The organism is Lutibaculum baratangense AMV1 (genome assembly GCF_000496075.1).
Classification (GTDB): domain Bacteria; phylum Pseudomonadota; class Alphaproteobacteria; order Rhizobiales; family Tepidamorphaceae; genus Lutibaculum; species Lutibaculum baratangense.
In genome coordinates, this window is sequence record NZ_AWXZ01000038.1 from 32,619 (window position 1) to 58,839 (window position 26,221).

At 68.8% G+C, this 26,221-nt stretch carries 21 protein-coding genes and 1 tRNA gene; 10 read left to right on the forward strand and 12 right to left on the reverse strand.

Annotated elements, in window-relative coordinates; genetic code table 11:
* Positions 1–81 precede the first annotated feature (81 nt).
* Both N177_RS14080 and N177_RS14085 read left to right on the forward strand, forming a co-directional pair.
* Positions 82–1,107: a MotA/TolQ/ExbB proton channel family protein gene (locus tag N177_RS14080; RefSeq protein ID WP_040485883.1), complete on the forward strand. Its 1,026-nt coding sequence runs from the start codon at positions 82–84 to the stop codon at positions 1,105–1,107.
* Between the two features lie 12 nt (positions 1,108–1,119).
* Positions 1,120–2,151: a peptidoglycan -binding protein gene (locus tag N177_RS14085; RefSeq protein ID WP_023433033.1), complete on the forward strand. Its 1,032-nt coding sequence runs from the start codon at positions 1,120–1,122 to the stop codon at positions 2,149–2,151.
* Positions 2,152–2,167: 16 nt separating this feature from the next.
* On the opposite strand, the gene N177_RS14090 is transcribed toward N177_RS14085, so the two are convergent.
* The 8 genes from N177_RS14090 to N177_RS14120 form a co-directional block, all read right to left on the reverse strand.
* A complete protein-coding gene (locus N177_RS14090; RefSeq protein ID WP_023433034.1) occupies positions 2,168–3,070 on the reverse strand; it encodes a homocysteine S-methyltransferase family protein in 903 nt (300 codons plus the stop codon).
* 30 nt (positions 3,071–3,100) lie between these two features.
* Positions 3,101–3,238 (reverse strand): hypothetical protein, encoded by a 138-nt coding sequence (locus N177_RS21705; protein WP_023433035.1) that lies wholly within the window; start codon positions 3,236–3,238, stop codon positions 3,101–3,103.
* Entirely contained in the window at positions 3,235–3,498 is a 264-nt protein-coding gene (locus N177_RS14095; protein WP_040485864.1) for an antitoxin, read from the reverse strand. The genes N177_RS21705 and N177_RS14095 overlap by 4 nt, the downstream gene beginning before the upstream one ends.
* Before the next feature lie 64 nt (positions 3,499–3,562).
* A complete protein-coding gene (locus tag N177_RS14100) occupies positions 3,563–4,852 on the reverse strand; it encodes an NAD(P)/FAD-dependent oxidoreductase (protein WP_051402405.1) in 1,290 nt (429 codons plus the stop codon).
* 16 nt (positions 4,853–4,868) lie between these two features.
* Positions 4,869–6,257 carry an aspartate aminotransferase family protein gene (locus N177_RS14105; RefSeq protein ID WP_023433038.1) on the reverse strand — a complete coding sequence of 463 codons (1,389 nt, stop codon included), beginning with the start codon at positions 6,255–6,257 and terminating at the stop codon, positions 4,869–4,871.
* Between the two features lie 34 nt (positions 6,258–6,291).
* Entirely contained in the window at positions 6,292–6,912 is a 621-nt protein-coding gene (locus N177_RS14110; protein WP_023433039.1) for a LysE family translocator, read from the reverse strand.
* Between the two features lie 79 nt (positions 6,913–6,991).
* Complete coding sequence (locus tag N177_RS14115) at positions 6,992–8,386, reverse strand: glutamine synthetase family protein (protein ID WP_040485865.1); 1,395 nt, start codon at positions 8,384–8,386, stop codon at positions 6,992–6,994.
* A 71-nt stretch (positions 8,387–8,457) separates the two neighbouring features.
* Positions 8,458–9,174, reverse strand: coding sequence for a GntR family transcriptional regulator (locus N177_RS14120; protein ID WP_023433041.1), 717 nt, complete (start codon positions 9,172–9,174; stop codon positions 8,458–8,460).
* Between the two features lie 74 nt (positions 9,175–9,248).
* On the opposite strand from N177_RS14120, the gene N177_RS14125 reads away from it, so the two are divergent.
* From N177_RS14125 to N177_RS14145, 5 genes are all read left to right on the forward strand, one after another.
* Positions 9,249–10,634 carry a glutamine synthetase family protein gene (locus N177_RS14125; RefSeq protein WP_023433042.1) on the forward strand — a complete coding sequence of 462 codons (1,386 nt, stop codon included), beginning with the start codon at positions 9,249–9,251 and terminating at the stop codon, positions 10,632–10,634.
* Between the two features lie 105 nt (positions 10,635–10,739).
* Positions 10,740–11,828: a polyamine ABC transporter substrate-binding protein gene (locus N177_RS14130; RefSeq protein WP_200863412.1), complete on the forward strand. Its 1,089-nt coding sequence runs from the start codon at positions 10,740–10,742 to the stop codon at positions 11,826–11,828.
* A gap of 85 nt (positions 11,829–11,913) precedes the next feature.
* Entirely contained in the window at positions 11,914–13,059 is a 1,146-nt protein-coding gene (locus N177_RS14135) for an ABC transporter ATP-binding protein (protein WP_023433044.1), read from the forward strand.
* Between the two features lie 9 nt (positions 13,060–13,068).
* Positions 13,069–13,983 carry an ABC transporter permease subunit gene (locus N177_RS14140; protein ID WP_023433045.1) on the forward strand — a complete coding sequence of 305 codons (915 nt, stop codon included), beginning with the start codon at positions 13,069–13,071 and terminating at the stop codon, positions 13,981–13,983.
* Positions 13,980–14,801 carry an ABC transporter permease gene (locus N177_RS14145; protein ID WP_023433046.1) on the forward strand — a complete coding sequence of 274 codons (822 nt, stop codon included), beginning with the start codon at positions 13,980–13,982 and terminating at the stop codon, positions 14,799–14,801. The genes N177_RS14140 and N177_RS14145 overlap by 4 nt, the downstream gene beginning before the upstream one ends.
* Here the strand turns inward: N177_RS14145 and N177_RS14150 are convergent.
* Positions 14,798–16,729 (reverse strand): AsmA family protein, encoded by a 1,932-nt coding sequence (locus N177_RS14150; RefSeq protein WP_023433047.1) that lies wholly within the window; start codon positions 16,727–16,729, stop codon positions 14,798–14,800. The two genes, N177_RS14145 and N177_RS14150, sit on opposite strands and share 4 nt — an antisense overlap.
* 302 nt (positions 16,730–17,031) lie before the next feature.
* On the opposite strand from N177_RS14150, the gene N177_RS14155 reads away from it, so the two are divergent.
* Positions 17,032–18,990 carry an acetoacetate--CoA ligase gene (locus N177_RS14155; RefSeq protein ID WP_023433049.1) on the forward strand — a complete coding sequence of 653 codons (1,959 nt, stop codon included), beginning with the start codon at positions 17,032–17,034 and terminating at the stop codon, positions 18,988–18,990.
* Between the two features lie 3 nt (positions 18,991–18,993).
* On the opposite strand, the gene N177_RS14160 is transcribed toward N177_RS14155, so the two are convergent.
* The 3 genes from N177_RS14160 to N177_RS14170 all read right to left on the reverse strand — a co-directional run bounded on the left by N177_RS14160 (position 18,994) and on the right by N177_RS14170 (position 25,057).
* Positions 18,994–20,673: an ABC transporter permease gene (locus N177_RS14160; RefSeq protein ID WP_023433050.1), complete on the reverse strand. Its 1,680-nt coding sequence runs from the start codon at positions 20,671–20,673 to the stop codon at positions 18,994–18,996.
* Positions 20,674–20,738: 65 nt separating this feature from the next.
* Positions 20,739–21,800 carry a Fe(3+) ABC transporter substrate-binding protein gene (locus N177_RS14165; RefSeq protein ID WP_023433051.1) on the reverse strand — a complete coding sequence of 354 codons (1,062 nt, stop codon included), beginning with the start codon at positions 21,798–21,800 and terminating at the stop codon, positions 20,739–20,741.
* 209 nt (positions 21,801–22,009) lie between these two features.
* On the reverse strand, positions 22,010–25,057 hold the full coding sequence (locus N177_RS14170; protein WP_023433052.1) for a PAS domain-containing sensor histidine kinase: 3,048 nt from the start codon (positions 25,055–25,057) through the stop codon (positions 22,010–22,012).
* Between the two features lie 326 nt (positions 25,058–25,383).
* On the opposite strand from N177_RS14170, the gene N177_RS14175 reads away from it, so the two are divergent.
* Both N177_RS14175 and N177_RS14180 read left to right on the forward strand, forming a co-directional pair.
* Positions 25,384–25,947: a phasin gene (locus N177_RS14175; RefSeq protein ID WP_023433053.1), complete on the forward strand. Its 564-nt coding sequence runs from the start codon at positions 25,384–25,386 to the stop codon at positions 25,945–25,947.
* Positions 25,948–26,070: 123 nt separating this feature from the next.
* Positions 26,071–26,147 (forward strand) — tRNA-His (locus N177_RS14180).
* The last annotated feature ends 74 nt before the right edge of the window (positions 26,148–26,221 follow it).

Genomic DNA, 26,221 nt, shown 5'->3' on the forward strand with positions numbered 1-26,221 from the left:
TGAACCCGCCGCACGGTTAGTTTGGACGCGACGAACGGGCCCGGCGGCGGGCCGCCTTCGCACCCGGATTTCAGGCAGACGATGGCCCGCAAGCAGGACCCACACAAGCTTTCCAGCCCGCGCCAGTTCCTGTGGCCGATGCTGGTGTTCCTCATTCTGGGTGCGTTCCTCGCGGCCATTCTGTGGGAGCAGATCTACGTCGCGTTCCAGTCGAACCCCGGCCTGAACGCGCTCATCCTGTTCGTCCTCGCGGTCGGCATCGCCATGTCGATCAACCAGGTCTTCCGGCTGTTCCGCGAGGTCGCCTGGGTCAACGACTTCCGCCTCGCCGACCCGGGCCTCGAGGTCAGCCAACCGCCGATCCTGCTCGCCCCGATGGCAGCGCTCCTGCGCGACCGCGTCGGCCGCATGTCGATCTCGTCGCAGACCCTGCGCTCGATCCTCGATTCGATCGCGATGCGTCTCGACGAGTCGCGCGAGCTCCTGCGCTACATGACGGGCCTTCTCGTCTTCCTGGGCCTCCTCGGCACGTTCTGGGGCCTCCTGCAGACGGTGAGCTCGGTCGCGAGCACGATCCAGTCGCTGAATGTCGGCGCGGCCGACGCCGCCGTCATCTTCGAGGACCTGAAGACGGGCCTGCAGGCCCCGCTGACGGGCATGGGCACGGCGTTCTCGTCCTCGCTCTTCGGCCTCGCCGGCTCGCTCGTCCTCGGCTTCCTCGACCTGCAGGCCGGCCGCGCGCAGAACCGCTTCTACAACGAGCTCGAGGACTGGCTGTCCTCCGTCACCGACCTGTCGGGCGAGATCAGGCCCGTCGAGACGAAGCAGATCGAGGCGCTCGAGGCGGCAGCGCCCGCACCCGGCCTCGCCGAGATCCGCACGAGCCTCGAACACATCAACCACGCGCTCTCGGAGGGCGGATCGAACCGCGCCGCCACCGCCGCGATGGCCGACCTCGCCGAAGGCATCCAGGGCCTCGTCCAGCACATGCGATCGGAGCAGAAGCTGATCCGCGAGTGGGTGGAGTCGCAGGCCGACCGCCAGAACGAGATCCGCGACCTGCTCACCCGGCTGACGGACCAGAAGCAGGAACGCGAGAAGGTTTGAGGATCTAGGGCCATGGCTCCCCTGTCGCGGGCCCGCCGGATCGGCGGCGGCACGAATTACTGGCCAGGCTTCGTCGACGCGATGGCGACGCTTCTGCTCGTCATCATCTTCCTTCTCTCGCTCTTCATGATCGCGCAGTTCTTCCTGAGCCAGGAGATCTCCGGTCGGGACACGGTGCTGAACCGCCTCAATTCGCAGATCGCGGAGCTGACCGAGCTCCTGGCGCTCGAGCGGGCGACGAGCCGGTCCCTCGACGACCAGCTCGCAAGCCTTCAGGACAACCTTCTCGCCGCCGAGGCCGAGCGCGACCGGCTGCAGGGCCTCCTCTCGTCGAGCGCCGAGGATGCCGAGACCTCCGGCGGGCGCGTCTCCGCCCTTCAGGATGAGCTGACGGAAGAGCGCGAGGTGTCGCAGCGCGCCCTCGCGCAGGTCGAGCTCCTGAACCAGCAGATCTCCGCGCTCAGGCGGCAGATCTCGGCGCTCGAATCGGCGCTCGACGCCTCCGAGCAGGAAGACCAGCAGAGCAAGGCGCGGATCGCCGACCTCGGCCGGCGGCTGAACATCGCGCTCGCCCAGCGGGTGCAGGAACTGTCGCGCTACCGCTCGGACTTCTTCGGACGGCTGCGCGAGATCCTGAGCCAGCGCTCCGACATCCGCGTCGTGGGCGACCGGTTCGTCTTCCAGTCGGAGGTTCTCTTCCCGTCCGGGTCGGAGCTCATCAATCCGGCCGGGCAGCAAGAGCTCGCCAAGCTCGCCGAGGCGATCCGCCAGCTCGAGGGCGAGATCCCCGACGAGATCGCCTGGGTGATCCGGGTCGACGGCCACACCGACGCCCGGCCCATCAACTCGCCGCGCTTCCAGTCGAACTGGGAGCTCTCGGCTGCCCGCGCGATCTCCGTCGTGCGCTACCTCATCGACGCCGGCGTCTCGCCCGACCATCTCGTCGCCGCGGGCTTCGCCGACAACTATCCCCTGCAGGAGGGGGACACGGAGGAAGCCTACCGCGCGAACCGGCGGATCGAGCTGAAGCTCACGGAACGCTGAGGGCCTCCGGGCATCCTCAGGCGGAGAACTCGCGCCGCATCACCTCGATGTGCTCCGGCCCGATGCCGCAGCAGCCGCCGGCGATCGTCGCGCCGCAGCCGATCCACTCGCGCACGAAGCCGAGATAGGCGGTGGGACCCAGATCCTCCCGCATCCCCGTCACCACGTCCTCGTCCTCCGCCATGTCGCCTTCCGGCGCGAAGGCGTTCGCGTAGACGCCGATCTCCGGCGCCGCCCCTTCCGCCTGGAAGGCCTTCGACGCGGCGGCAACCGCCCCCGCCATCACTTCCGCGCGGCTGCAGTTGAAGAGGACGGCGGCCGCGCCGAGGCCGGCCGCGCGGGTGACGGCCTCGCTCACCGGCTCGCCCGACCTCAAGGCAGACGCGACGCCGCTTTCGGCCTCGTCCGACAGCGTGAAGGACAGCCACAACGGCCGATCGTCGTGCTCGACCGCCGCCGCGACGGCCTCGGCCTCGGCAATGGAGCTCAGCGTCTCGCCGAGCCAGAGATCGACATGAGGATCGAGCCCGCGCACGAGCGGGGCGTAGAGCGCGGTCGCCTCGTCGGCCCGGAAGAGGTCGGGCCTGTAGGAGCCGAAGAGCGGCGGCAGCGAACCCGCCACCCTGACCGGGCGCGACGCCGCCTCCCTCGCCATGGCTGCGAGGCGGGCGGCGAGATCGGCCAGCCGCTCCGCATCCGTCCGGAAGCGCGCCTCGCCGAGGCACGGCGGCACGAGCGCGTAGGAGTTCGTCGTGATCACGTCCGCGCCCGCCGCCACGAAGGCCTCGTGCGCCGCGAGGACGTGCTGCGGCGCCTCGATCAGCGCCAGCGCCGACCATTCCGGCAGCGCGAAGGGCGCGCCCTGCGCCAGGAGCTGCCGGCCCATGCCGCCGTCGAGAATGGTGAGTGCCTTCGTCATGTGCCTCTCCGCCTTCGTCGCCGACAACGTTCAGGCGGCGAGCCAGTTCTCGAGCCGGAGCCCCGGCACCCGCTCGAACTCGCGGGGGTCGGCGGTCACGAGAGGCCGCACATCCCGTGGTTTTTCCTTCACAGCCGCAATGACGACATTGGTGTCGAGGGAGATCATCGGTCGAAGGAGGTTTCGTCGTCGGGCGGCATCGGCGGCTGCTGAGGCCGCCCCTCGGGCAGAAACTCGCCGCCCAGGCTGTCGATCCGGGCGAACACGGCGCGCACATCGTCAGCCGTAGGCGCGACCGGCTCGAGCAGCACGCCGCGTCCGACCCGGATCACGCGGACTTCGCGGCCCGGCAGGCGGAACTCCTTCGGCAGGCGCACCGCCTGGCTTCCCCCGTGGATGAAGAGCTTCGCCGTCCCGCTCTCGCTCATCGCCGGCACTCCGACTGTAGATACGCGGCGTATATGCGCCCCTCGGAACGCCCGGCAAGCGGCGCTAGAGCCTGTCCCTGAGCGCGAACCAGCTCATCGCGGCGGCGAGGCTCGGGGCGCGCAGCCATTTGCCGCCCGGAAACGGGGGACAGGGGAAGCGGGCCATCTCGTCGAACTCCGCCGGCCTGTCGGCGATCGCCTCGGCGATGATCTTGCCCGCATAGGGGGCGATCGTGACGCCCTGCCCCGAATAGCCGCACGAGGCGTAGACGCCCGTCCTCAGGCGCCTGAGATAGGGCAGCCGGTTGACGGTGACGGCGAGCGTGCCGCCCCAGGCATGGGTGACCTTCACGTCCTTGAGCTGCGGGTAGATTTTCAGCATGTGCTTCTTCACGAAGGATGCGACGTCGCTCGGCGGCCGGTGCGTGTAGGTCTCGCCGCCGCCGAAGAGGAGCCGCCCGTCCGCCGTCGGGCGCCAGTAGTGCACGACGAAGCGCGAGTCGGAGATCGCCTCGCCGCCCGGGATGAGCCCGCCGGGGCGACCGGCCCCGATCTGCTCGGTCGCCAGGACGAAGTTGTTGATCGGCATGACCCGCGCCTCGAGATCGGGATCGAGGCCGGCGAGATATCCGTTGCCCGCGACGAGGATCGTGTCGGCCGTCACGGTGCCCCGCTCCGTGACGAGGCGGGGGGCGCCGTCCGGGGGGATGGCTGTGACCTTCGTGTTCTCGCAGAGCCGCGCCCCGGCCTTCGCCGCGGCACGGGCGAGGCCCTGCGCGAAGCGGAGCGGGTGGAGGTGGCCGCCGCACGCGTCCCGCCAGCCGCCGAAATAGACCGGCGTCGACAAGGCCTCCGCCAGCCGCTCGCGCTCCCACCATTCGAGCCGCTCGTAATTGTAGTGGTCGCGCATCACCTCGACGTGGCGGCGGGCATCCTCCACGTAGCGGCCCTTGTGCATCACGTGGAAGAGGCCCTCGCGAAGGTCGCAGTCGATGCCGTGCCGGCCTATCAGGTCGCGGACCAGGTAGACGGCCGATTCCGCCATCTCCCAGAGCCTGCGCGCGCGGTCGTAGCCGAAGCGGGCCTCGAGCCAGTCGACGTCGCGCCGCTGGCCGGTGTGGATCTGCCCGCCGTTGCGGCCGGATGCGCCCCACCCCACCCGGTTCTGCTCGAGGAGAACGACGTCGAGGCCCTTCTCCGCCAGGTGCAGCGCCGCCGACAGGCCGGTATAGCCGCCGCCGAGGATCGCGACGTCGGCCCGGGCGTCGTCGTCGAGCACGGGGAAGGCCGGCGCCTCCCCCATCGTCGCGGCGTAGTAGGAGCCTGCGGGATGGTCGGCTGTGTCGGACGACATCATCGGCGGGCCGCCCTCAGCCCATCAGGCCGCGGCGCCTCAGCTCGGCGAGCGTGTCGTCGAGCGTCTTCCGGGCGAGCGCGACGAGTTGGTCGACCTCGTCGTGGGAGATGACGAGCGGCGGCGCGATGATCATGCCGTCGCGCACCGCCCGCATGATGAGGCCGTTGCCGAAGGAGATGTCACGGCACAGCGTGCCGACCTCGCCGGTGTTGGCGAAGCGCTCGCTGCGGCCGGGCTTCGCGGGCACGAGCTCGAGCGCGCCGACGAGGCCCAGCATCCGCGCCTCGCCGACGAGGGGATGCTCGCCGAGCGCCCGCCAACGCTCCTGGAGATAGGGACCGATATCCTCCTTCACGCGCTCGACCACACGCTCCTCGCGCATGATCTTCAGGTTCGCGAGCGCCGCGGCGCAGGAGGCGGGGTGGGCGGAATAGGTGAAGCCATGGAAGAACTCGCCGCCCTCGGCGACGACGTCGGCGACCTTGTCGGAGACCATCACGCCGCCGATCGGCAGGTAGCCGGAGGAGAGCCCCTTCGCGATAGGCATGAGGTCGGGCTTCAGGCCGTAATGGTCGGAAGCGAACCACTCGCCGGTGCGGCCGAAGCCCGAGATGACCTCGTCGGCGACGAAGAGGATGTCCTTGCCGGCGAGGATCTTCTTGACCTCGGGCCAGTAGGTGTCGGGCGGGATGATCACACCGCCGGCGCCCTGGATCGGCTCGGCGATGAAGGCCGCGACGTTCTCCTCGCCAATCTCCGCGATCGCCTCGGCGAGCCAGATTGCGGCCTTCTTGCCGAACTCCTCCTTCGACATATCGCCGCCGAGGTCGAACCAGTAGGGCGGCTCGATGTGGTGGACATCGGGCAGCATGCCGCCCTGTGTGTGCATGCCGCCCATGCCGCCCATCGCGGAGGCCGCGACGGTCGAGCCGTGATAGCCGAGGCGGCGGCCGATGATGACCTTCTTCTCGGGCCGGCCCATCAGCGCCCAGTAGTGGCGCACGAGGCGGTAGACCGTGTCGTTCGCCTCCGAGCCCGACCCCGTGAAGAAGACGTGGTTCAGCCCCTCGGGCGTCATCATGGCGAGCTGCTCGGCGAGCTCGACCGCGCCGGGATGCGTCGTCTTGAAGAAGGTGTTGTAGAACTCTAGCTCGCACATCTGCCGGTGCACCGCGTCGGCGATCTCGCGGCGGCCGTGGCCGATCTGCGAGCACCAGAGCCCGGCCATGCCGTCGAGATATTTCTTGCCGTCGAAGTCCCACAGCCAGACGCCCTCGCCGCGCACCATGACGCGGCTGCCCTCGGCCTTAAGCGACTTATAGTCGGTGAAGGGATGCAGATGGTGCGCGGCGTCCGCGCGCTGGTAATCGGCGGTGGACTGGCGGCGGAGGGTCTCTAGCATCTACCTACCTACTCCGGGAAAGCGTCGGGTGAAGTCAGTTGTGGCGCAGCGTCACGGTGGCGACGCTAGCGCCGATGAGGGCGGTGCCGCCGATCCGGTTGGCGAGCCGCCTCAGGCCGCGCCGGCCGACGAGCTCGCGTGCCGAGCCGGCCGCGAGGCCGTAGGTCGTGTCGAAGACGGCAGACATGGCCACGAACGTCGCGGCGAGCACGACGACCTGCGGCGCAAACGGCGCGCCGCGGTCGATGAACTGCGGCAGGAACGCCAGGAAGAAGGCGATCGTCTTCGGGTTGAGCGCGGTGACGGCGAAGGCGTGGACGAACATGCGCCGGCCGTCATGCGCGTCGACCGCCTCGGCCTCGAAGCCCCCGGGACGCTCCCGCCACAGCTTGATGCCGAGCCACAGGAGGTAGGCCGCGCCGACCCACTTCAGAATCGTGAAGAGCACTGCGGACGTGGCCAGGAGGGCGCCGAGCCCGAGCAGGGCGCCGAGAATGCACACGAGGTTGCCGAGCGCCACCCCGGGCATGGCGAACAGGACGGAGCGGCGGCCGCGCGCGAGGCCGTAGCCGACGAGCATCATCACCGTCGGACCCGGTATCAGCATCAGAACCGTCGAGGCCGCCACGAAGGCGAGCCAGCTTTCGAAGCTCATCGCACCAACTCCTCCCGCCATGGCACGGGCCGTCGCCGCTCCCGCCGCCGCATCCAATGCAAATCCGAGCCGCGAGAGCTCACACGTTCATCAGCAGGTATTCGCGCTCCCACGGGCTGATCACCCGCATGAAGGTCTCGAACTCCTCCTGCTTGATCCGCGAGAAGACCTTCACGAAGCCCTCGCCGAAGAGCTCGGCCAGCGGCTCGCACTCCTCGAAGAGCGCCACCGCCTCGAGCAGGCCGCGCGGCAGGTCGTATGGCAGATGCCGGGCACTCCCCTCGATGGGCTCTGTCGGCTTCAACCCTTCCTTGATGCCGAGCCAGCCGCAGGCGAGCGACGCCGCGATCGCGAGATAGGGGTTGGCGTCCGACGACGGCACGCGGTTCTCGATCCGCCGCGCTGCCGGCGAGGAATAGGGCACGCGGATGCCGACGGTCCGGTTGTCATGCCCCCACTGGATGTTGATCGGCGCGGCCGTGTAGCGCAGGAGCCGGCGGTAGGAATTCACGTGCGGCGCCATCATCGCCATGACGGCCGGCAGGTACGTCTGAAGCCCCGCGATATAGCTGTAGAAGGTGTCCGTCGCCTCGCCGTCCGGGCCGGAGAAGATGTTCTCGCCCTTCGCGTCGACGATCGACTGGTGGATGTGCATGGCGCTGCCGGGCTCGCGGGCGATCGGCTTGGCCATGAAGGTCGCATAGATGTCGTGGCGCAGCGCCGCCTCGCGGATCGTGCGCTTGAACATGAAGACCTGGTCGGCGAGGTCGAGCGCGTCGCCGTGGCGCAGGTTGATCTCCATCTGCGCCGCGCCCTCCTCGTGGATGAGCGTCTCGATCTCGAGGCCCTGGTCCGCCGTGAAGGAGTAGATGTCGTCGAAGAGCGGGTCGAACTCGTTCATCGCGGTGATCGAGTAGGAGGAGCGCCCGAACTCGGCGCGGCCCGACCGCCCGACCGGCGGCTCGAGGGGGTAGTCGGGGTCGGTGTTCGGCTTGACGAGGTAGAATTCTATCTCCGGAGCCACCACCGGATGCCAGCCCTGCTCCTCGAAGAAGGAGATGACCCGGCGAAGCACGTGGCGCGGCGACAACTCGACCGGCCGCCCGTCGCGGTGGACAGCATCATGAATGATCTGCGCCGTAGGGTCCTGCTCCCACGGGGTAAGGCACAGCGTGGAATAGTCGGGCACGAAGACGAGATCGCCGTCGGCGGGATCGATGACGTCGATCCCCGTCAGGTCGGGATAGTCGCCCGATATGGTCTGGAAGAAGATCGAGCCCGGCATGGTCATCGCCGCACCGTCGAGGAACTTGCCGGCCGGCATCAGCTTGCCACGCGGCACGCCGGCGACATCCGGAACGAGGCACTCGACCTCCTCGACCCGGCGTGCCGCCATCCAGGCGCGCGCCTCGTCGGCGGTCCTCACTCCACGCAGCGATTCGACTGCGCGCTTTTCGACCCGTCTCGTTGCCATGCCACCGCCCGGCGCCCCCCGTTCGCGGGCGCCCGATCCTCCGCCTGCTCGTGTGAGAGGAGATTTTGTGATCACAATCCACCCCGAGTCAATGCCGCCTCCCCCTGCCCGGTCTCCGGGGCATCCGCCTGGAGCGAGCCGCCGGTCATCAGGCCCATCCCCTCGCGGATGTCGTCGCGGATGGCGAGCGCCAGCGCCTCCGCATCGCCACCCTCGATGGCGCGAATGGCCGCCTCGTGGTGGTCCACGACCCAGTTCGTGCCGATCCGACCGTAGACGACCCGCATGAAGGGGCCGATGCGCAGCCAGAGGCTCTCGATGAGGGGCACCAGAACAGCCGAGCCGCAGGCCCTGTAGATCGTGAAATGGAAGGCATGGTTGGCCGCGACATAACCCTCGACGTTTCCGAGCTGCAAGTGCTGCTCCAGTTCGTCGTCCGTGCGCCGGAGCCGCGCGACCGCCTTCCGGTCGATTCCAGCGAGAGCGCGCCGCGCCGCCTCCGGCTCCAGCGCCTCCCGAGCGAAGACGAGCTCCGCGATGTCCCGAGGCGTCATCTCCGGGACCGAGACGCGCCGGTTCGCCTTCATCTCCAGCGCGCGCTCCGCGACGAGCCTGCCGACCGCCTCACGGACCGGCATCGGGCTGACGCCCAGCTCAGCGGCCAGCCCCCGAAGCGTCACGCTGCGCCCCGGCGCCATCCGCCCGCCGATGAGGCGCGCGCGAAGCTCGCGGTATACCCGGTCGTGCGCGGTCTGGCGCAGTGCTTCGGCCGGCTCCGTCTGGCCCAAGTTGACAGCCCTCCGGGAAGCGTGATCACAATTCGAAGCTTAGACAAACCGTCAAAACGAGGCAACGGCCGGAGATGTCGACAGTTTCCACGAGCCCGCAGCTCATCCCGGCCGAGCGCGAGGTCGAACGGCTCCTGACGCTCCAGCCAGACGTGGAGACGGTGGAGATGCTGCTGACGGACACGAACGGGGTGATCCGCGGCAAGTGGGCGCCTCCGAGCACGCTTTCGAAGGTGTTCGACGGCGGCGTGCAACTGCCGCTTTCCCTGTTCGGCCTCGACGTTTGGGGCCGGGAGGTCCCGGAGACGGGGCTGCACATCGAGACGGGCGACCGTGACGGCAATTGTTACGGCGTGCCCGGCTCGCTCCTGCCCGTCACCTGGGCACGCCGGCCGACGGCGCAGGTGCTGATGACGATGCACGAGCCCGACGGCACGCCGTTCTTCGCCGATCCCCGCCACCGTCTCGCCTCGGTGCTCGAGCGCTTCCGGGAGAAGAACCTGAACCCTGTCGTGGCCTTCGAGCTCGAGTTCTACCTGCTCCGCCCCGGATTCGAGACGGAGGCGCAGGCGAGCCCCCTCCCCGTCAGTCATGGACGCGGCGGGCCGGAGCGGCAGCGCATGTACTCGATCGCGGAGCTTTCCTCCCAGGAGGACTTCTTCGCGAGCCTTCGCGAGGCGGCGGCCGCTCAGAACATACCCATCGACACGATCATCTCGGAAGCGGGACCGGGGCAGTTCGAGGTGAACCTCGTTCACCGCGCCGACGCGATGGCGGCAGCCGACGACGCGCTGCTCCTCAGGCGCATGATCGGCGGGGTCGCACGACGGCACGGCCTGCGAGCCTCGTTCATGGCCAAGCCCTTCCAGGAATGGCCGGGCAACGGCATGCACGTCCATGTGAGCCTCACCGGCGCGGACGGCCTCAACGTCTTCGGGCGCGGCGAGGAGGGGGAGCGCGCCCTTCGGTCCGCGATCGCCGGCACCCTCGCCACGATGCCGGACTGCCTCGCCCTTTTCATCAACACGTTCAACGGCTTTCGCAGGCTCGCCCCCGGCAGCTACGCGCCGACCCGGGTGACATGGGGATCCAACAACCGCTCGGTCGCGGTTCGCGTGCCGATCTCGAAGCCGGAGGCGAACCGGCTCGAGCACCGCATCGCCGGGGCCGACGCCAACCCCTACCTCGTGCTCGCGGCCGTCCTGTCGGGCATGCTCCACGGCATGGAGGAGAAGCTCGACCCACCGGCCGCCGTGGAAGGCAACGCCTATGAGGGGGACGGTCAGGGGGCGGAGCTGACGGACTACATGGAAGAGGCCGTCGAGGCCTTCGAAGCCTCGAGCTTCATCATCCACGCCTTCGGGGCGCGCTTCCGCCACCTCTTCACGGAGCTGAAGAAGGCCGAGCAGGCCGTCTTCGACGAGCGCATCTCGCGTCTGGAGCACGAGACCTATCTGTGATTTGGTGCGTTGCACGCGGAGCGCCCGCCAAGAGGCGCATCGACGCCCCACCCGAGAGGACCGAACAGAGTGAGCCCAGCCAACAGCCGGAAGGAGTACCGCATGATCTCTCGTCTCGCCCTGGTCGCAGCCATGACGGCGGCGATCGGCACCACGGGTGCCGTGGCGCAGGAAAACGTCGTGAACGTCTACAACTGGTCGGACTATATCGACGAGGAGGTGCTTCAGGAGTTCACCCAAGAAACCGGCATCCGCGTCGTCTACGACGTCTTCGACTCCAACGACATTCTGGAGACCAAGCTGCTGGCTGGCGGCACGAACTACGACGTGGTGGTGCCGACGGGAACCTTCCTCGCACGGCAGATCCAGGCGGGTGTCTTCCAGGAGCTCGACAAGTCGAAGCTGCCGAACCTCGAGCATCAGTGGGACCGCATCTCCGAACGCATCGCCCGTTTCGACCCCGAGAACGAGCACGCCGTCAACTACATGTGGGGCACGACGGGGATCGGCTACAACGTCGACAAGATCAACGAGCGCATGGCTGACGCGCCCGTCGATTCCTGGGACATGATCTTCGACGAGGAGATCGTCTCGAAATTCGCCGACTGCGGCATCCATCTTCTCGACGCCGCCGACGAGCTGGTGCCCGCCGCCCTCAACTATCTCGGCCGCGACCCCGACTCCAAGAGCGACGAGGACATCGAGGCCGCCAAGGAGCTCCTGCTGAAGATCCGTCCGTACGTGCAGAAGTTCCACTCCTCGGAGTACATCAACGCCCTCGCGAACGGCGACATCTGCATGGCCGTCGGCTGGTCGGGCGACGTGCTGCAGGCGCGCGATCGCGCCGAGGAGGCCGGGAGCGGCGTGACGGTCGAGTACTCGATCCCGAAGGAAGGCGCGCTGATGTGGTTCGACAGCTTCGCCATTCCGAAGGACGCGCCGCATCCGGAGGCGGCGCATGCCTTCATCAACTTCATGATGAAGCCGGAGGTCGCCGCGAAGAACACCAACTACATCTTCTACGCGAGCGGCAGCGAAGGCGCACAGGAGTTCATCGACGAGGAGATCCTGAACGACCCGGCGATCTATCCCGACGACGAGGCGCTCGAGCGGCTCTACACCGTGAGCCCCTACGACCCGCGCTCGCAGCGCGTGCTCACGCGCGCCTGGACGCAGGTGAAGTCGGGCACCTGAACCCCCTTCACAATCTGACGGCCCGGGAGGCGGAGGCTTCCCGGGCTTCCCACTTTCGACGCTGGGGCCAGACGGGGGCTGACGGATGGCGACGGGACCGGTCAAGCGCAGTTTCGCACCCTGGGAAGACCCGGATGCGAAGGCGTTCATACGCTTCGACAACATCACCAAGCGCTTCGGCGAGTTCACGGCCGTCGACGATCTGAGCCTCGACATCTACGAGCGCGAGTTCTTCGCGCTGCTCGGCCCCTCCGGCTGCGGCAAGACGACCCTCCTGCGCATGCTCGCGGGCTTCGAGAAGCCGAGCGAGGGCCGCGTCTTCCTCGACGGGCACGACATCACCGACGTGCCGCCGCACCGCCGGCCGGTGAACATGATGTTCCAGTCCTACGCGCTGTTTCCGCACATGAGCGTGGAGAAGAACATCGCCTTCGGCCTGAAGCAGGACAGGATGCCGAAGGGCGAGATCGCCGACCGCGTGGCGGAGATGCTGAAGCTCGTGAAGCTCGAGGCCTTTGCCAGGCGCAGGCCGGACCAGCTCTCGGGCGGCCAGCGCCAGCGCGTCGCGCTTGCCCGCTCGCTCGCCAAGCGGCCCAAGGTGCTCCTGCTCGACGAGCCGCTCGGCGCCCTCGACAAGAAGCTGAGGGGCGAGACGCAGTTCGAGCTCATGGACCTGCAGATGGAGCTCGGCCTCACCTTCGTGATCGTGACGCACGACCAGGAGGAGGCGATGACCGTCTCCGACCGCATCGCCGTCATGAACGAGGGGCGGCTCGTGCAGGTCTCGACCCCGGCCGTGATCTACGAGACGCCGGGCTCGCGCTACGTGGCGGGCTTCATCGGCGACGTGAACTTCCTCGAGGCGACGGTGGTGACGGCCGAGGACGACCGGTTCGAACTGACGAGCGACAAGTGGGCGACGAGGATCGTCGCGACCGCGGGCGACCACCGGGCGGAGCCTGGCGAGACGGCCTGGCTGTCGATCCGCCCGGAGAAGATGCGCATCTCGCTCGACCAGCCCGAAGACACGAGCGTCAACTGCGTGCCCGGCGAGGTGTGGGACGTCGCCTATCTCGGCGACATCTCGATCTACCACGTGAAGCTCGACTCCGGCGAGATCGTGAAGTCGTCCGTGACGAACCTGACGCGGCTCGTCGAGCGGCCGATCACCTGGGACGACCGCGTCTGGCTCTCGTGGCCGCGGGACGCGGGCGTCGTGCTGACGCGGTAGGAGGCGGCGATGAACGGGTTCTCCACCAGTCGTGCCGGCCGCCTCATCGTGCGGCTCCTGCCCTACGCCTGGCTGCTCGTCTTCTTCCTCCTGCCGTTCCTGATCGTCTTCAAGATCTCGCTGTCGCAGGTGACGCTGGCGATACCGCCCTACATGCCGACCTTCGACCTCGTCGGCGGCATCTCGGGGCTGATGGACAGCGTGCGCCAGCTCTCCTTCGAGAACTACGCCTTCCTCTTTTCCGACCGCCTCTACGTGCTGTCCTACCTGTCGAGCCTGCAGATCGCGGGGATCTCGACGCTGCTCGTCCTGATGATCGGCTACCCGATCGCCTACGGCATGGCGCGCTCGCCGCGGGCCTGGCGGCCGACGCTCCTGATGCTCGTGATCCTGCCGTTCTGGACGAGCTTCCTGATCCGCGTCTACGCTTGGATCGGCATCCTGTCGCGCGAGGGGCTGCTCAACAACTTCCTCATGTCCACCGGCATCATCGACGCGCCGCTGACGATCCTGTCGACGAATATCGCCGTCTATATCGGCATCGTCTATTCCTACCTGCCCTTCATGGTCCTGCCGCTCTACGCCTCGCTCGAGCGCATGGACGAGAGCCTGCTCGAGGCGGCCAACGACCTCGGCTGCCCGCCGCCGAAGACCTTCTGGGTGATCACGGTGCCGCTCTCGCTGCCGGGCATCGTCGCGGGGTGCTTCCTCGTCTTCATCCCCGCGGTCGGCGAGTTCGTGATCCCGGACCTCCTCGGCGGCTCCCAGACGCTGATGATCGGGCGCACGCTGTGGGCGGAGTTCTTCAACAACCGCGACTGGCCGCTCTCCTCCGCCGTGGCGGTGATCCTGCTCCTGATCCTGGTGATCCCGATCATGATCTTCCAGAACATGCAGCAGCGCCAGCAGGAGAAGAACTCGTGAGACGGGGGCCCTCCTGGTTCAACATCGTGTCGCTGCTGATCGGCTTCTCGTTCCTCTATCTGCCGATCGTGCTCCTGGTGATCTATTCGTTCAACGCCGGCCGCAACGTGGCGGTCTGGGCGGGCTGGTCGACGCGCTGGTACTCGGCGCTGCTGCAGAACCAGCAGCTGCTCGACGCGGCCTGGGTGACGCTGCGCGTCGCCTTCATCTCGGCGAGCGTCGCAACCGTCCTCGGCACGCTCGCCGCGCTCGTGCTCGTCCGCCAGGGGCGGTTCCACGGCCGCACGCTGTTCTCGGGCATGGTCTACGCGCCGCTCGTCATGCCCGAGGTCATCACGGGCCTGTCGCTGCTGCTCCTGTTCGTCGCGATCAACTTCGACCGCGGCTTCTGGACCGTCACGATCGCCCACATCACCTTCTCGATGTGCTTCGCCGCGGTCGTCGTGCAGTCCCGGCTCGTCACCTTCGACCGCTCGCTCGAGGAGGCGGCCATGGATCTCGGCTGCCCGCCGGCCAAGGCGTTCTTCCTCATCACCCTGCCGATCATCATGCCGGCGATCATCGCGGCCTGGATGCTCGCCTTCACCCTGTCGCTCGACGATCTCGTGATCGCGAGCTTCACGACGGGGCCCGGCGCGACGACGCTGCCGATGCGCATCTACAGCGCCGTCCGGCTCGGCGTCACGCCGGAGATCAACGCGGTCTGCACGATCCTCGTCGGCGTGGTGGCGGTGGGGGTGCTCGTCGCCTCGGTCATCACGAAGCGCCAGGAGGCCGAGCGGCAGCGGGCCGAACGCATGGCCGCGGCCAACCGCTAGCGCGGGACGGCGCGCAGGCGCAGGGGCAGGCGCTCTCCGGACGCCACACCGCCGACACGGCCCCTGAGCGCCCCTGCATCGAAGGCGATCGGGTCGGCTGCGGCCCGCGGCACGACCTGCTCGAGGAGCCAGTCCGCAGACGGGTAGATCCGCGGCGAGGAGACCTTGCCGCGAATGACCAGAGGGAGCTCGGCGATCGCGGCGTCGTCAGCCTCTGCCTCGAGTAGCCTCGCGACCGCGCGCGCGTCGAGCGTCGCCTGAGGTAGCGACATGACGCCGGCGCCTTCCAACTCCACCTCTCCCGCGTCGAGACGCAACTCCTCGGTCGAGACGACGCCATGGGAGACGGTGAAGGGAATCGAGAGCGCCCGGAAGCTCGTCGTGCCGTCCCCCGCCCGCACGAGCGCGTCGGCCCGACCGGACCGCAGGGCTTCGGCGAGGTCGCCGGCATCGAAGAGACTGACGCTGCCGTCCACGAGCTTCAAAGCCCCGCGGCCCCGAAGCGACTGGAGGATTTCGCCGGCCGTCGCTCCCTCGGCATTGCCGTTGAACCGAAAGCTGCCGCGCCCGCGGAGCGCGTCGAAAGCACCGAGGGACAGGAGAAGCGGCTGCACCTCCATGTCGTCGAGCGCGATGACAAAGTCCCATTTCGGATCGCCGCCGATCGTCGTCAGGTTCAATGTCCCGGCGCCGATGCCTCCGAACACCTCCGTCTCTCCGACGCCGAGCATCAGGGCCTGCCGGCGGGAGGTGAGCGTGGCTGCCGTCCGCCCGAGCGCCGTCTCGCCGAGCAGCACCCGCGCCGCCGATATGCGGACATCGAAAGCGAGTGCGTCCACGAAGTCGGGTATGAGGTCGGCGTGGAGCGCGAAGGCGGTTTCGCGGTCACCGTCAAGGGACGCGACGTCTCCCCGCCGATACTCGTTCAGGTCGACCGTCTCGTAGGCGAGCGTGCCGCGCACCATGGGCAGGTCGGACCCGAGGGCGAGCTCGAGCGTCCCCTCCCCGCGATTGCCGTCGAGCATGACCTCCGCATCCGAGAGCGATGCGGAGCCCCCGATGAGATGAAGCCGACCGCGCAGCGCGATCTCGTTCAGACCCGGTCCCGGATCGGGGCTCCTTCCCATGAGCTTGAGCGCATTGCGCAGCGACGCGGAGGTCAGGTCGACCGTGCCGTCCAGGAGCAGATCGCCCACGAGGCTCGCCTGGCCGTCAAAGACGAGCTTCGTGCCGGCACCGTCGAGCCTGACGCCGATGTCCGAAGGATCCTTGCGCAGCAGGCGCAGCGGCTCGGCGACGGAGAACTCTCCGTTGAAGATCTCGCCCCGCCAGACCCCGGACAACCGGCTCTCGAGGGCACGACCGAGACGGGGCCACACGATCTTGCCGCTGAGGGCGGACATCTCCTCCCGGAGGCCGCTCCCTTCGTCGTGATAGGCGAGCCTGCCGTCCTCGATCCGCAACCTGCCGATGCGCGCGCCACGCGAGGCCTCCGCCGCCTCCTCGGAGCCCCGAGCGGCCCTTCCCAGGAGACCTCCGGCACCTGCTTCCCAGTTGCCGGTGCCGTCTTCCGCACGCACCAGAGCGACACGCGGCCGCACCAGCGTGAAGGTGTCGAGGGAGAGGCGGCCCGTCAGCAGCTTCCACGCGTCGAACTCGCCGACCAGGCGGTCCGCGGTGGCGATCGGCTGGCCGCCTCCCTTCCCCAGGAAGGCGACGTCGTCGAGCTCGAAACGCAGATGGGGAAACAGGCTGAGCCGCGTCCTGCCCCGCACCACCGTCTCGAGGCCCGTCAGTTCAGCGGCCTGGCCGACGACCCGCGCACGCACGGCCTCCGGCGAGACGAGGACGCTGACGACGGCCAGCAGGACGGCGAGCACGAACGCCGCTCCGAACGAGGCGAAGATCAGCCTTCTCAACAGCGCCATCCGGCCCCACCTCATAGCGGCATCGGGAGGGTGCTCACCGGGGAGCACCCGGTATCACGGGCAGCACGCCCGTTCAGCGGGACGTCGATGACGAGCACGCCACGCCGTCGCGCGGCTCCGCGGCGCCCGGGCACAGAACTCACCGGCCGCCTCCGGCGCGTCGCGGCCGACGAACGCAAGGCGTATGGGCGCTCCATTCCCAGTCTGGTACAGCGCCACCCTCACCCGCGTCAAATGAAGCGCGCTTGGCGGCCGAGTTCGACGTGTGGCAGAAGGGGACATACCGCAAGGAGAGCCCCTTCATGACCGAGACGCCTCTCTGGACTCCGCCCGTCGGGCTCGCCAGCCAGGCCGCCATCTCACGCTTCATGGACCTCGTCTCCGCACACGCCGGGGAGGACATCGGAGATTACAGGGCCCTCCACGGCTATTCCGTGGCGAACCCCGCCGACTTCTGGTCGCTGCTGTGGGACTTCTGCGAGGTGAAGGGCGAGAAGGGCCAGGCCATCCTCGCGCATCCCGAGCGGATGCCGGGGGCCTCGTTCTTCCCCGAGGCGAGCCTCAACTATGCGGAGAACATGCTGCGGCGGACGGGCGCTCACGAGGCGATCGTGTTCCGTGGGGAGGACAAGGCCGAGCGGAGGATGAGCTGGGACGATCTCTCGGCCCTCGTGTCGCGGCTGCAGCAGTCGTACCGCGCCCACGGCGTGGAGCCGGGCGACCGGGTGGCGGCGATCCTGCCGAACATGCCGGAGGCGGTCGCCGCCTTCTACGCCGCCTCCTCGATCGGGGCCGTGTGGTCGTCCTGCTCACCCGATTTCGGAGAGCGGGGCGTCCTCGATCGCTTCGGCCAGATCGAGCCGAAGATCCTGATCGTCTGCGACGGCTACTGGTATGCCGGCAAGCGAATCGACATTCGCGACAGGCTGCAGTCGATCGTGCGGCAGTTGCCGAGCGTGGAACAGGTGATCGTCGTGCCGTATCTCGGCGAGGCCGAGGCCGTCGCGGAGACGCTGCCCGGCGCCCTGCCCCTCTCCACCGCACTCTCGCCGTTCGAAGCGCGCGAGGTCGGCTACACGCGGCTGCCCTTCACGCACCCTCTCTACATCCTGTTCTCGAGCGGCACGACGGGCGTGCCGAAGTGCATCGTGCATGGCCAAGGCGGCGCGCTCCTGCAGCACCTGAAGGAGCACCGGCTGCACTGCGACGTGAGGCCTGGCGACCGCGTCTTCTACTTCACCACGCTCGGCTGGATGATGTGGAACTGGCTCGTCTCGGCCCCGGCCTCCGAGGCGACGCTCGTGCTCTATGACGGCTCGCCGATGCACCCGGAGCCGAAGGTGCTGTTCGACTATGCGGAGGCGGAGCGCATCAGCCTCTTCGGAACGTCGGCCAAGTTCATCGACGCCGCCCGGAAGGCGGCCCTCGAGCCGGCGAAGACGCACGACCTGGAGGCGCTGAGGCTCATCGCCTCGACGGGCTCGCCGCTCGCACCCGAAGGCTACGACTACGTCTACGCCTCGGTGAAGCCCGACGTGCAGCTCGCGTCGATCTCCGGCGGCACCGATCTCGTCTCGTGCTTCGTCCTCGGCAACCCGATCGAGCCCGTCTGGCGCGGCGAGATCCAGGGACCCGGCCTCGGCATGGCGGTGGACGTCTGGGACGAGAGCGGCAAGCCGTGCCCGCCCGGCGTGAAGGGCGAGCTCGTCTGCACGAAGCCCTTCCCGACGATGCCGATCATGTTCTGGAACGATCCCGACGGCGCCAAGTATCGCGGGGCCTATTTCGAGCGCTTCGAGAACGTGTGGTGCCACGGCGACTTCGCGGAATGGACCGGGCATGGCGGCATCGTCATCCACGGCCGCTCCGATGCGACGCTCAACCCCGGCGGCGTCCGCATCGGCACGGCGGAAATCTATGCCCAGGTCGAGCAGCTGCCCGAGATCCTCGAGTCGATCGCCATAGGCCAGGAGTGGCAGGGCGACGTGCGCATCGTGCTCTTCGTCCGGCTCGCGGAGGGCGCCAGCCTCGACGAGGCATTGGTCGACGCGATCAAGCAGAAGATCCGCACCGGCGCGAGCCCGCGCCACGTGCCCGCCAGGATCGTCGCCGTCGACGACATCCCGCGCACGAAGTCGGGCAAGATCACCGAGCTCGCCGTGCGAGACGTCGTGCACGGCCGCGAGGTGAAGAACCAGGAGGCGCTGGCGAACCCGCAGGCGCTCGATCTCTACCGCGACCTCGAGGCGCTGCGGAGCTGACGCTCAAGGCGCGGGAGCCAGGCCCTCCGCCGTCACCTGCCGGGTGGTGCGCGAGGTCCTGGCGAGCAGGATCACCGGCACCACGCCGACCCCGACGATGACGAGGGCGCCGAGAGCGCCCTTGTCGACCATCTCCATCGACGCATAGCTGTAGACGGTCGTCGCCAGCGTCTCGAAGTTGAACGGGCGCAGCAGGAGCGTGGCCGGCAGCTCCTTCATCGAATCGACGAAGACGAGGAGCCCCGCCGTCGCCAGGGCCGGCCGCATCAGGGGCAGGTGCACCTCCCGCAGCGTCGCGAGCGGGGTGCGGCCGAGCGAGCGCGCCGCCATGTCGAGATGCGGCGAGATGCGGCCGAGACCGGCCTCTATGGCGCCGTGCGACACCGCGAAGAACCTCGTCGTGTAGGCGTAGACGAGGGCTGCCCCCGAGCCTGTCAGGAGAAGCCCGGTCGCGATGCCGAAGGTCGTGCGCATGGCCCCGTCGACCGCGTTGTCGAAGGCGGCGAGCGGCACGAGGATGCCGACGGCGAGCACCGTGCCCGGCACGGCGTAGCCGATGCCGGCGAGACGGCCGGCGAGCCTCACCGTGCCCGAGCCGGTGAGGCGGACGGCGTAGGTGACGGTGACCGCCGTGACCACCGCCACGAAGGCCGCGATCACCGACAGGACGAAGCTGTTGCGCGCGAAGTCCGCATAGGCTGTGAGGTTCGTGCGGGGCAGCTCGGCGATGGCCGCGTCGGCGAGATAGAGGGCGGGCGCGACGAAGCCGAGGAAGACCGGCAGCGCGCAGGCGAGCGCCGCCAGAGCCGCCTTGCCGCCACGCAGCGGCAGGATGCGCGCGGGACGGGCGCGCGTGCCGTGATCGTGGAAACGCTGGGCGCGCCGGCCGTGGCGCTCGATCACCAGGAGGACGAAGACGACGAGCAGCATCGCGCAGGCGATCTGGGCGGCGCCGCCGAGATTGGCGCGGTTCGTCCAGGTCGCGTAGACGGACACGGTGAGGGTGCGGACGCCGAGAAACTGCATCGCGCCGATGTCGTTCAGGCACTCCATCAGCGCGAGCGTCACCCCGACGACGGCGGACGGGCGCGCGAGAGGCAGCGCGACGTGCCAGAAGGTCGCCACCGGTCCGCGCCCCAGCGCCCGGCTGACGTCGAGCACGGAGGCCGACTGCATCAGGAAGCTCGCCCGGGCCGCGAGGTAGACATAGGGGTAGAGCACGAGCGACATCAGGGCGATGGCGCCGCCGAGCGAGCGTATCTCCGGGAACCAGTAGTCGCGCGAGGAGGTGAAGCCGAAGAGCGAGCGGATCATGCTCTGCACGGGGCCGAGATAGTCGAGGATCTCGACATAGGTGTAGGCGGCCACGTAGGTCGGCACCGCGAGCGGCAGGAGCAGCATCCAGTCGAAGAGCCGCCGGCCGGGGAAGTCGTGCATCGTCACGAGCCACGCCGTCGCCAGGCCGATCACGGCGGTCGTGAGGCCCACGCCGAGCATCAGGAGCCCCGTGACGCGGGTCGAGTCGATGAGGACCGTGCGGACGAGATGCGGCCACACCGTCCAATCGCCGCGCAGGGCGATGACCGTGATCGAGATGAGCGGCATCAGCGCCACGATGGCGACGAGGGAGCAGAGGACGACGGCGATCTTCTCGCCCCTCCCCCTGCGCCGCCACGTGAGCACGGCCCGCCCAAGCGCAGACGGCGGAGATTCCTCCGCCGTCGCGTCCCCGATATTCGCCGATGCGGTCAGGAGCTAGGGCCCTCGTCGAAGCCGACCTCGTCGACGAGCTCGCTCGCCCGCGCGCGCAGCTCACCGATCTCGACCAGCGGCAGGTCGTCGGCCTCGAGCTCGCCCCACGAGCCGACGGTCTCGGAGACCTCGACGCCCTCCTTCACCGGGTACTCGTGGTTCGTTTCCGCGTAGAGCTGCTGCGCCTCGTCGGAGGTCAGGAAGGCGAGGAGCTTGCGGGCCTCCTCGGCATGCGGCGCGTTCGCCACGAGGACGGCGCCCGACACGTTGACATGCGTGCCGCGGTCGTCGGACTTCGGGAAGAGGACCTTGATCGACTTCGCCCATTCCTGCTGCTCGGGCTCGTCCTGATTGGTCTGCATCAGGCCCATGTAATAGGTGTTGGCCAGCGCCAGGTCGCACTCGCCGGCGAAGATGCCCTTGGCTCCCGCGCGGTCGTTGCCGGTGGGCTTGCGCGCGAGGTTCTCCTTCACGCCCTCGAGCCACTCGCGCGCGGCGTCCTCGCCCTCATGCGCGATGACGGAGGCGAAGAGGCCGATATTGTAGGGATGCTGGCCGGTGCGGGTGCAGATGCGCCCCTTCCACTTCGGGTCCGCCAGCTCGTCATAGGTGATCTCGTCCTGCTCCACGCGCTCGCGGGACGCGTAGACGACGCGCGCCCGGAGCGAGAGGGCGGTCCAGTGTCCTTCGGGATCGCGGTACTTCTCGGGGACGTTCTGGGCAACCTCCTCCGACTCCATCGGCTGGGTGATGCCCATGTCCTTCGCCCGCTTCAGCGTGCCGATGTCGACGGTGATGAGAAGGTCGGCCGGCGTGTTGCGGCCCTCGGCCTGGATGCGCTCGACGAGCTCGTCGCCGCCGAAGAGCACGTTGACCTCGGTGCCCGTCTCCTCCGTGTAGCGGTCGAGGAGCGGCTGGATCAGGCCCGGCTCGCGCGTCGTGTAGACGTTGACCTCGCCCTGCGCCGAGGCGGCCCCGGCGGAGCCGACCGCGAGGACAAGCCCCCCGAGGATGGCGCGCGTCGCCTGTCCGAGCCGGCGCGTTTGCGTCAGTTGCATGCTGCTCTCCCTGTTCTCACGCGGTGTCGTGCGCGTCGTGTTCGCCGGCACGATGGGATAAGCAGCAAACAAAAGTCAAGATTGGAAATCGCCGCAATAACGCATTAGAAACATTCAAAGATCCAGCGCAGGCCGATCGCCGGGACGACCGATTCCGATGTCGCCGCAGTGCCTTGAGGCTGGTCCGCGCGGGGCTGCGCGACGGGATGTCAGGCGCCGACTATGCGCGCCTTCGGAAACGTGATCTCGACGAGGGTGCCCTCCCCGGGCTCGCTCGCGATCCTGAACCGCGCGCGGTTCGCCTCGACGAGCGCCTTCGTCAGCGGCAGCCCGAGGCCCGAGCCCTTGACGGTGCTCTCGCTGCGCGCGCCGACCTGGCGGAACGGCTCGAGCGCCAGCTCCGTCTCCTCGGCGGTCATGCCCACGCCCGTGTCGCGCACGCGGAGCGCCACCTCGCCGGCCGGCGTGACGACGGAGGAGACGATCACCTGGCCTCCGGGAGGCGTGAACTTGATGCCGTTCGACAGGAGGTTCATCATCACCTGCCGCAGGCTCCTGGCGTCCGCCACGACCTGCGGGACGTCCATGGCGAGGCTCGTCCGGATGATCACCCGCTGGCGGTTCGCCTGCGGCTGCATGATGGCGACCGTCTGCTCCACGATCTCGCCCAGCCTGACCCCCGTGAATGCGAGGTCCATCCGCCCCGCCTCGACCTTCGAGAGGTCGAGGAGGTCGTTGATGAGGCTCATGATGTGCTCGCCGCTCTCGCGGATGTCGCTCAGATAGTCGCGGTAGCGCTCGTTCTCCAGGGCGCCGAACCGCTCCTCGAGCATCACCTCGGCGAAGCCGATGATGGCGTTGAGCGGGGTGCGGATCTCGTGGCTCATCTTCGCCAGGAAGTCCGACTTCTTCTCGTTCGCCTGTTCGGCGCGGCGGCGCGCCGTCAGCGCCTCGGCCTCGGCCGTCTTCCACCGCCGGAGGTCGCGCAGGATGACGCAGACCTGGGGGAAGCGGCCATCCTCCACGAGAGCGCCACGGACATGCACGGGCACGGGGCCCGTCTCCGCCTCGATGACGATCTCGATGCCCTCCTCGAGCACCGGCCTGCTGCCGAAGAGAGCCTCGAGATAGTCTTCGGCGACAGCGCGGCTTTCGGCCGCGACGAGCGAGAGGAAGGGGCGCCCGGTCAGGCCGGTCTCTGGTTCGCCGACGAGGTCCTCGGCCGCCCGGTTCATCCCGGCGACGCGCCAGCCTCTGTCGAGCGTCAGCATCCCGTCTGCCGCGAGCTCGAGAACGCTGCGCAGCTTCGCGATCTCGGCCTTGAGCGGCGTCGTCTGCTCGCCGGCGCGGACGGAGACGAGCATGGCCGGCCCGTCCACCCAGTCGACGCGCGAGAGACGCGCCTCGACATCCAGCATCGTCCCGTCGCGGCGGCGCGCGCGGACGGTGGCGGAGCCCGCCTCTTCCGCCGAACGGCCGGCGAGGATCGCCGGCAGCCCGCCCGCGATCTCCAGATCGTCGAGATCGGTGAAGCCGAACGTCTGGAGGAACGCCCGGTTGGCGTAGATCACGTGCTCGTCGCGCACGACCGCCAGGCCCCACGGGACCCGCGCAAGAAGCTCCTGCGTCAGCCGCGCCGGGTCGGCGGCAGGTCGCTCGGCTTGCTCCCCGGCCCGCCCGGGCGGAGCACCCGGCTCATCTCCCGGTTCTGCGGCCAGGGCCGCGGGAGCCGGCTCGTCCGCCGTCGCCACATCCGGGGACGGGGCAGCCTCCCGCGCCGGCTCGACCCCGCCCTCGCCGTCCTCGGACGCCTCGTAGGGCAATCTCGCGCCGAGCGCCCTGGCGATCGCCTGGAAGGCGTTGCGCTCGCGCTCGTTCAGCCGAACGTCCGGAACGGGCTCGCGGGCTTGCGTCGAGTGCAGCCGCAGAACGTTGGCAAAGACGGCGCCGTGGTCTTCCGGCACCTCCGCGGCCTCACCCCGCGGCTCGCCCTCGGCTTCGTCGACCGCCTGGGGCGCGTCCGGCCGCTCCCCCGCTTCGGCGACAGGCTCCGCCTCGAGGATCTCGCCGAAGCCGCGGTAACCGGCGAACTGCCGGTCGCCGGAAAATCTCGGCAGGGCCGACAGGCGCACACCGACCGATCCGCCGGACTCGCGCGGCCAGTCGACGACGATGCCGCTCCACGTCTCGCGCGTGTCCATCAGGCGGGAGATCTCCCCGTCGGGGTCGAGCCGGTACGCCTGCGCCAGCTCGCTCCAGTTCCGCCCTTGGACGGCTCCGCTGGCGCCCGCGACCTCACGCAGGGCCGGCCCCACCTCGACGACCGTGCCCGCCGCGTCGAGTTCGAAGGTGAATCGCCTGGGACGGCTCTCGCCGGAGGAAGGAGCCGTGTTCGCGACCTCTTTCGAAGCCTCTTCTGCCGCGATCACCTCACGCTCCGGTTCGGCGGCGTCATCGCTTGCCCCGTTGTCGAGCGAAGCGGGCGAATCGGCTTGTTCGGACGCCGGCCCGGCCTGCTCCGCCTCGTCCTCCGGAAGCTCCGGAGCCTCCCCCTCTCCCCGCTCGGCGACGCCCTCGGCCGTCACGACGGGCGCCTTGGACGGGTCGAAGGCCCCGTGCAGGGGGGATAGCGCATGAGGGCCGCCGGCCGGCTCTCCGGCCGCCTCAGCGACCTCGACCGTCAGATCGCCCTCGGAGGACGGCAGGACGAAGCGCGAGACCGGCTCGCCGGCGGCACCAGCCACTGAACCGGCATAGAACTCCTCCTCGCCTCGCAGCACCCGGACGGGCCCCCCTATGCCACCGAAGAGCATGCCCAGCCGCTCGGCGAGCGGCCTCTGATCCGCCCCCGCGCCCACGGCGACGAAGAGCACGAGATCCCGCCCCGCCACGGTCAGCCGACGGCACCTGCACGCGGTCGGGATCGGCCGCGGACCCGGCGGCAGGCGAAGCATCGCCATCCGCGCGCCACCGTCGGCCGGGACCGTGGCCGCCAGGCGAATGATCTGCTGCGCGACGATATCGTCCTGTCCGAAACCACGGTGCCGGAGCTCGGCGAGGGTTCCGCAGCCGAGGAGAGCGACGCCGCCCGCATTCGCGAAAACGACGTGCGAACTCGCCACGTCCCAGGCCCATGCCGGCTGGTCGCCGAGCGCGATGTCCTTCAGGCGCGGATCGGACAGGACGTCTTCAAGGGCGAGGCCGACCGACATTCGACTCCGGTTGCTGCTCGACAGGTGCGGCATGATGCCGCGCATGAAACCTCCGGCCCCTGGAGATCGAATCGGGACCGTCCACGCCGCTGGCCGTCCCGGACCGCTCATATATAGGCAACGGCCTCGGCACCCGTCCAGCAATGCCTGAAAGGGCACTCTTCGGCCAAAGAAACGGTTAAGGCCCCCAGCGCCGTCGCGGCACCTCAGGGCCGCATGCCCAGTGCTGCGGCGCAACTCATGTTGCGATGCACAATAAATGTCCCTATCTTCCCCAGCGTGACCCTGCATGAGGGGTCGGGCGGGGGCGCGACCAAGATCGCACGGCGCATCCGCCGATGCGCCGAAACGCAACAGGAGGTCCAGACACCATGACGGACAAGACCACCACGACGCAGACGAAACAGACCGCCAAGGACGCGACGGCGACCGCCGCCGAGACGACGAAGCAGGCGGCCGAGAGCACGGCCCAGACCGCGAGCGAGGCCAGCGAGACCTTCAAGGGCGCGGCGGATGTCTTCGCGACGAACGCCTTCGACATGCCGAACGTCTTCCGCGACTTCGCCGAGAAGGGCATGACGCGGGCCAGGGCGAACTACGACACCTACAAGTCGCTCGCCGAGGAGGCCACCGACGCGGTCGAGGACGCGCTGACGACGGCGAACAAGAACGCCGGCGAGATCCAGCGCCAGGCACTCATCTCCGCGAAGACGCAGATGAACGCCAATTTCGACTTCGCCGAGAAGATGCTCAAGGTGAAGACGTTCTCCGAGGCGCTCGAGCTCCAGTCGAGCTTCATGCGCCAGCAGTTCGACACGATGCAGTCGAACATCAAGGAGTTCCAGACGCTGTCGTCGCGGCTCCAGCAGGAGACGGCGAAGCCGTTCACCCAGAACCTCGGCAAGGTCATGGAGCAGTGGCGCGCGAGCGCCTGATCCATCGGTCTTCAACAGCGACACCAGCCGATGGCGTGCCGGGTTCGGCACGTCATTGACGAGCGGGGGTCGTCGCCCGTAAAAGACGGCTGGTCGCGCCCGGCAGGGGCGCGTCCATCTCGTGCCGCCTTAGCTCAGTTGGTTAGAGCGTCGGATTGTGGATCCGAAGGTCCCCCGTTCGAGCCGGGGAGGCGGTACCATCTTCATTTCTCTGCAGAACGCGCCGATGCCCGCTTGACCGGGTCGCACCGCCTGCTACCGAAGACGGGAACGA

Excerpts from the sequence above, each read along its gene's own strand:
- N177_RS14080 (WP_040485883.1), top strand. The coding sequence starts at position 82 with ATGGCCCGCAAGCAGGACCCACACAAGCTTTCCAGCCCGCGCCAGTTC.
- N177_RS14085 (WP_023433033.1), top strand. The coding sequence starts at position 1,120 with ATGGCTCCCCTGTCGCGGGCCCGCCGGATCGGCGGCGGCACGAATTAC.
- N177_RS14090 (WP_023433034.1), bottom strand. The coding sequence starts at position 3,070 with ATGACGAAGGCACTCACCATTCTCGACGGCGGCATGGGCCGGCAGCTC.
- N177_RS21705 (WP_023433035.1), bottom strand. The coding sequence starts at position 3,238 with ATGATCTCCCTCGACACCAATGTCGTCATTGCGGCTGTGAAGGAAAAA.
- N177_RS14095 (WP_040485864.1), bottom strand. The coding sequence starts at position 3,498 with ATGAGCGAGAGCGGGACGGCGAAGCTCTTCATCCACGGGGGAAGCCAG.
- N177_RS14100 (WP_051402405.1), bottom strand. The coding sequence starts at position 4,852 with ATGTCGTCCGACACAGCCGACCATCCCGCAGGCTCCTACTACGCCGCG.
- N177_RS14105 (WP_023433038.1), bottom strand. The coding sequence starts at position 6,257 with ATGCTAGAGACCCTCCGCCGCCAGTCCACCGCCGATTACCAGCGCGCG.
- N177_RS14110 (WP_023433039.1), bottom strand. The coding sequence starts at position 6,912 with ATGAGCTTCGAAAGCTGGCTCGCCTTCGTGGCGGCCTCGACGGTTCTG.
- N177_RS14115 (WP_040485865.1), bottom strand. The coding sequence starts at position 8,386 with ATGGCAACGAGACGGGTCGAAAAGCGCGCAGTCGAATCGCTGCGTGGA.
- N177_RS14125 (WP_023433042.1), top strand. The coding sequence starts at position 9,249 with ATGTCGACAGTTTCCACGAGCCCGCAGCTCATCCCGGCCGAGCGCGAG.
- N177_RS14135 (WP_023433044.1), top strand. The coding sequence starts at position 11,914 with ATGGCGACGGGACCGGTCAAGCGCAGTTTCGCACCCTGGGAAGACCCG.
- N177_RS14140 (WP_023433045.1), top strand. The coding sequence starts at position 13,069 with ATGAACGGGTTCTCCACCAGTCGTGCCGGCCGCCTCATCGTGCGGCTC.
- N177_RS14150 (WP_023433047.1), bottom strand. The coding sequence starts at position 16,729 with ATGGCGCTGTTGAGAAGGCTGATCTTCGCCTCGTTCGGAGCGGCGTTC.
- N177_RS14155 (WP_023433049.1), top strand. The coding sequence starts at position 17,032 with ATGACCGAGACGCCTCTCTGGACTCCGCCCGTCGGGCTCGCCAGCCAG.
- N177_RS14165 (WP_023433051.1), bottom strand. The coding sequence starts at position 21,800 with ATGCAACTGACGCAAACGCGCCGGCTCGGACAGGCGACGCGCGCCATC.
- N177_RS14170 (WP_023433052.1), bottom strand. The coding sequence starts at position 25,057 with ATGCGCGGCATCATGCCGCACCTGTCGAGCAGCAACCGGAGTCGAATG.
- N177_RS14175 (WP_023433053.1), top strand. The coding sequence starts at position 25,384 with ATGACGGACAAGACCACCACGACGCAGACGAAACAGACCGCCAAGGAC.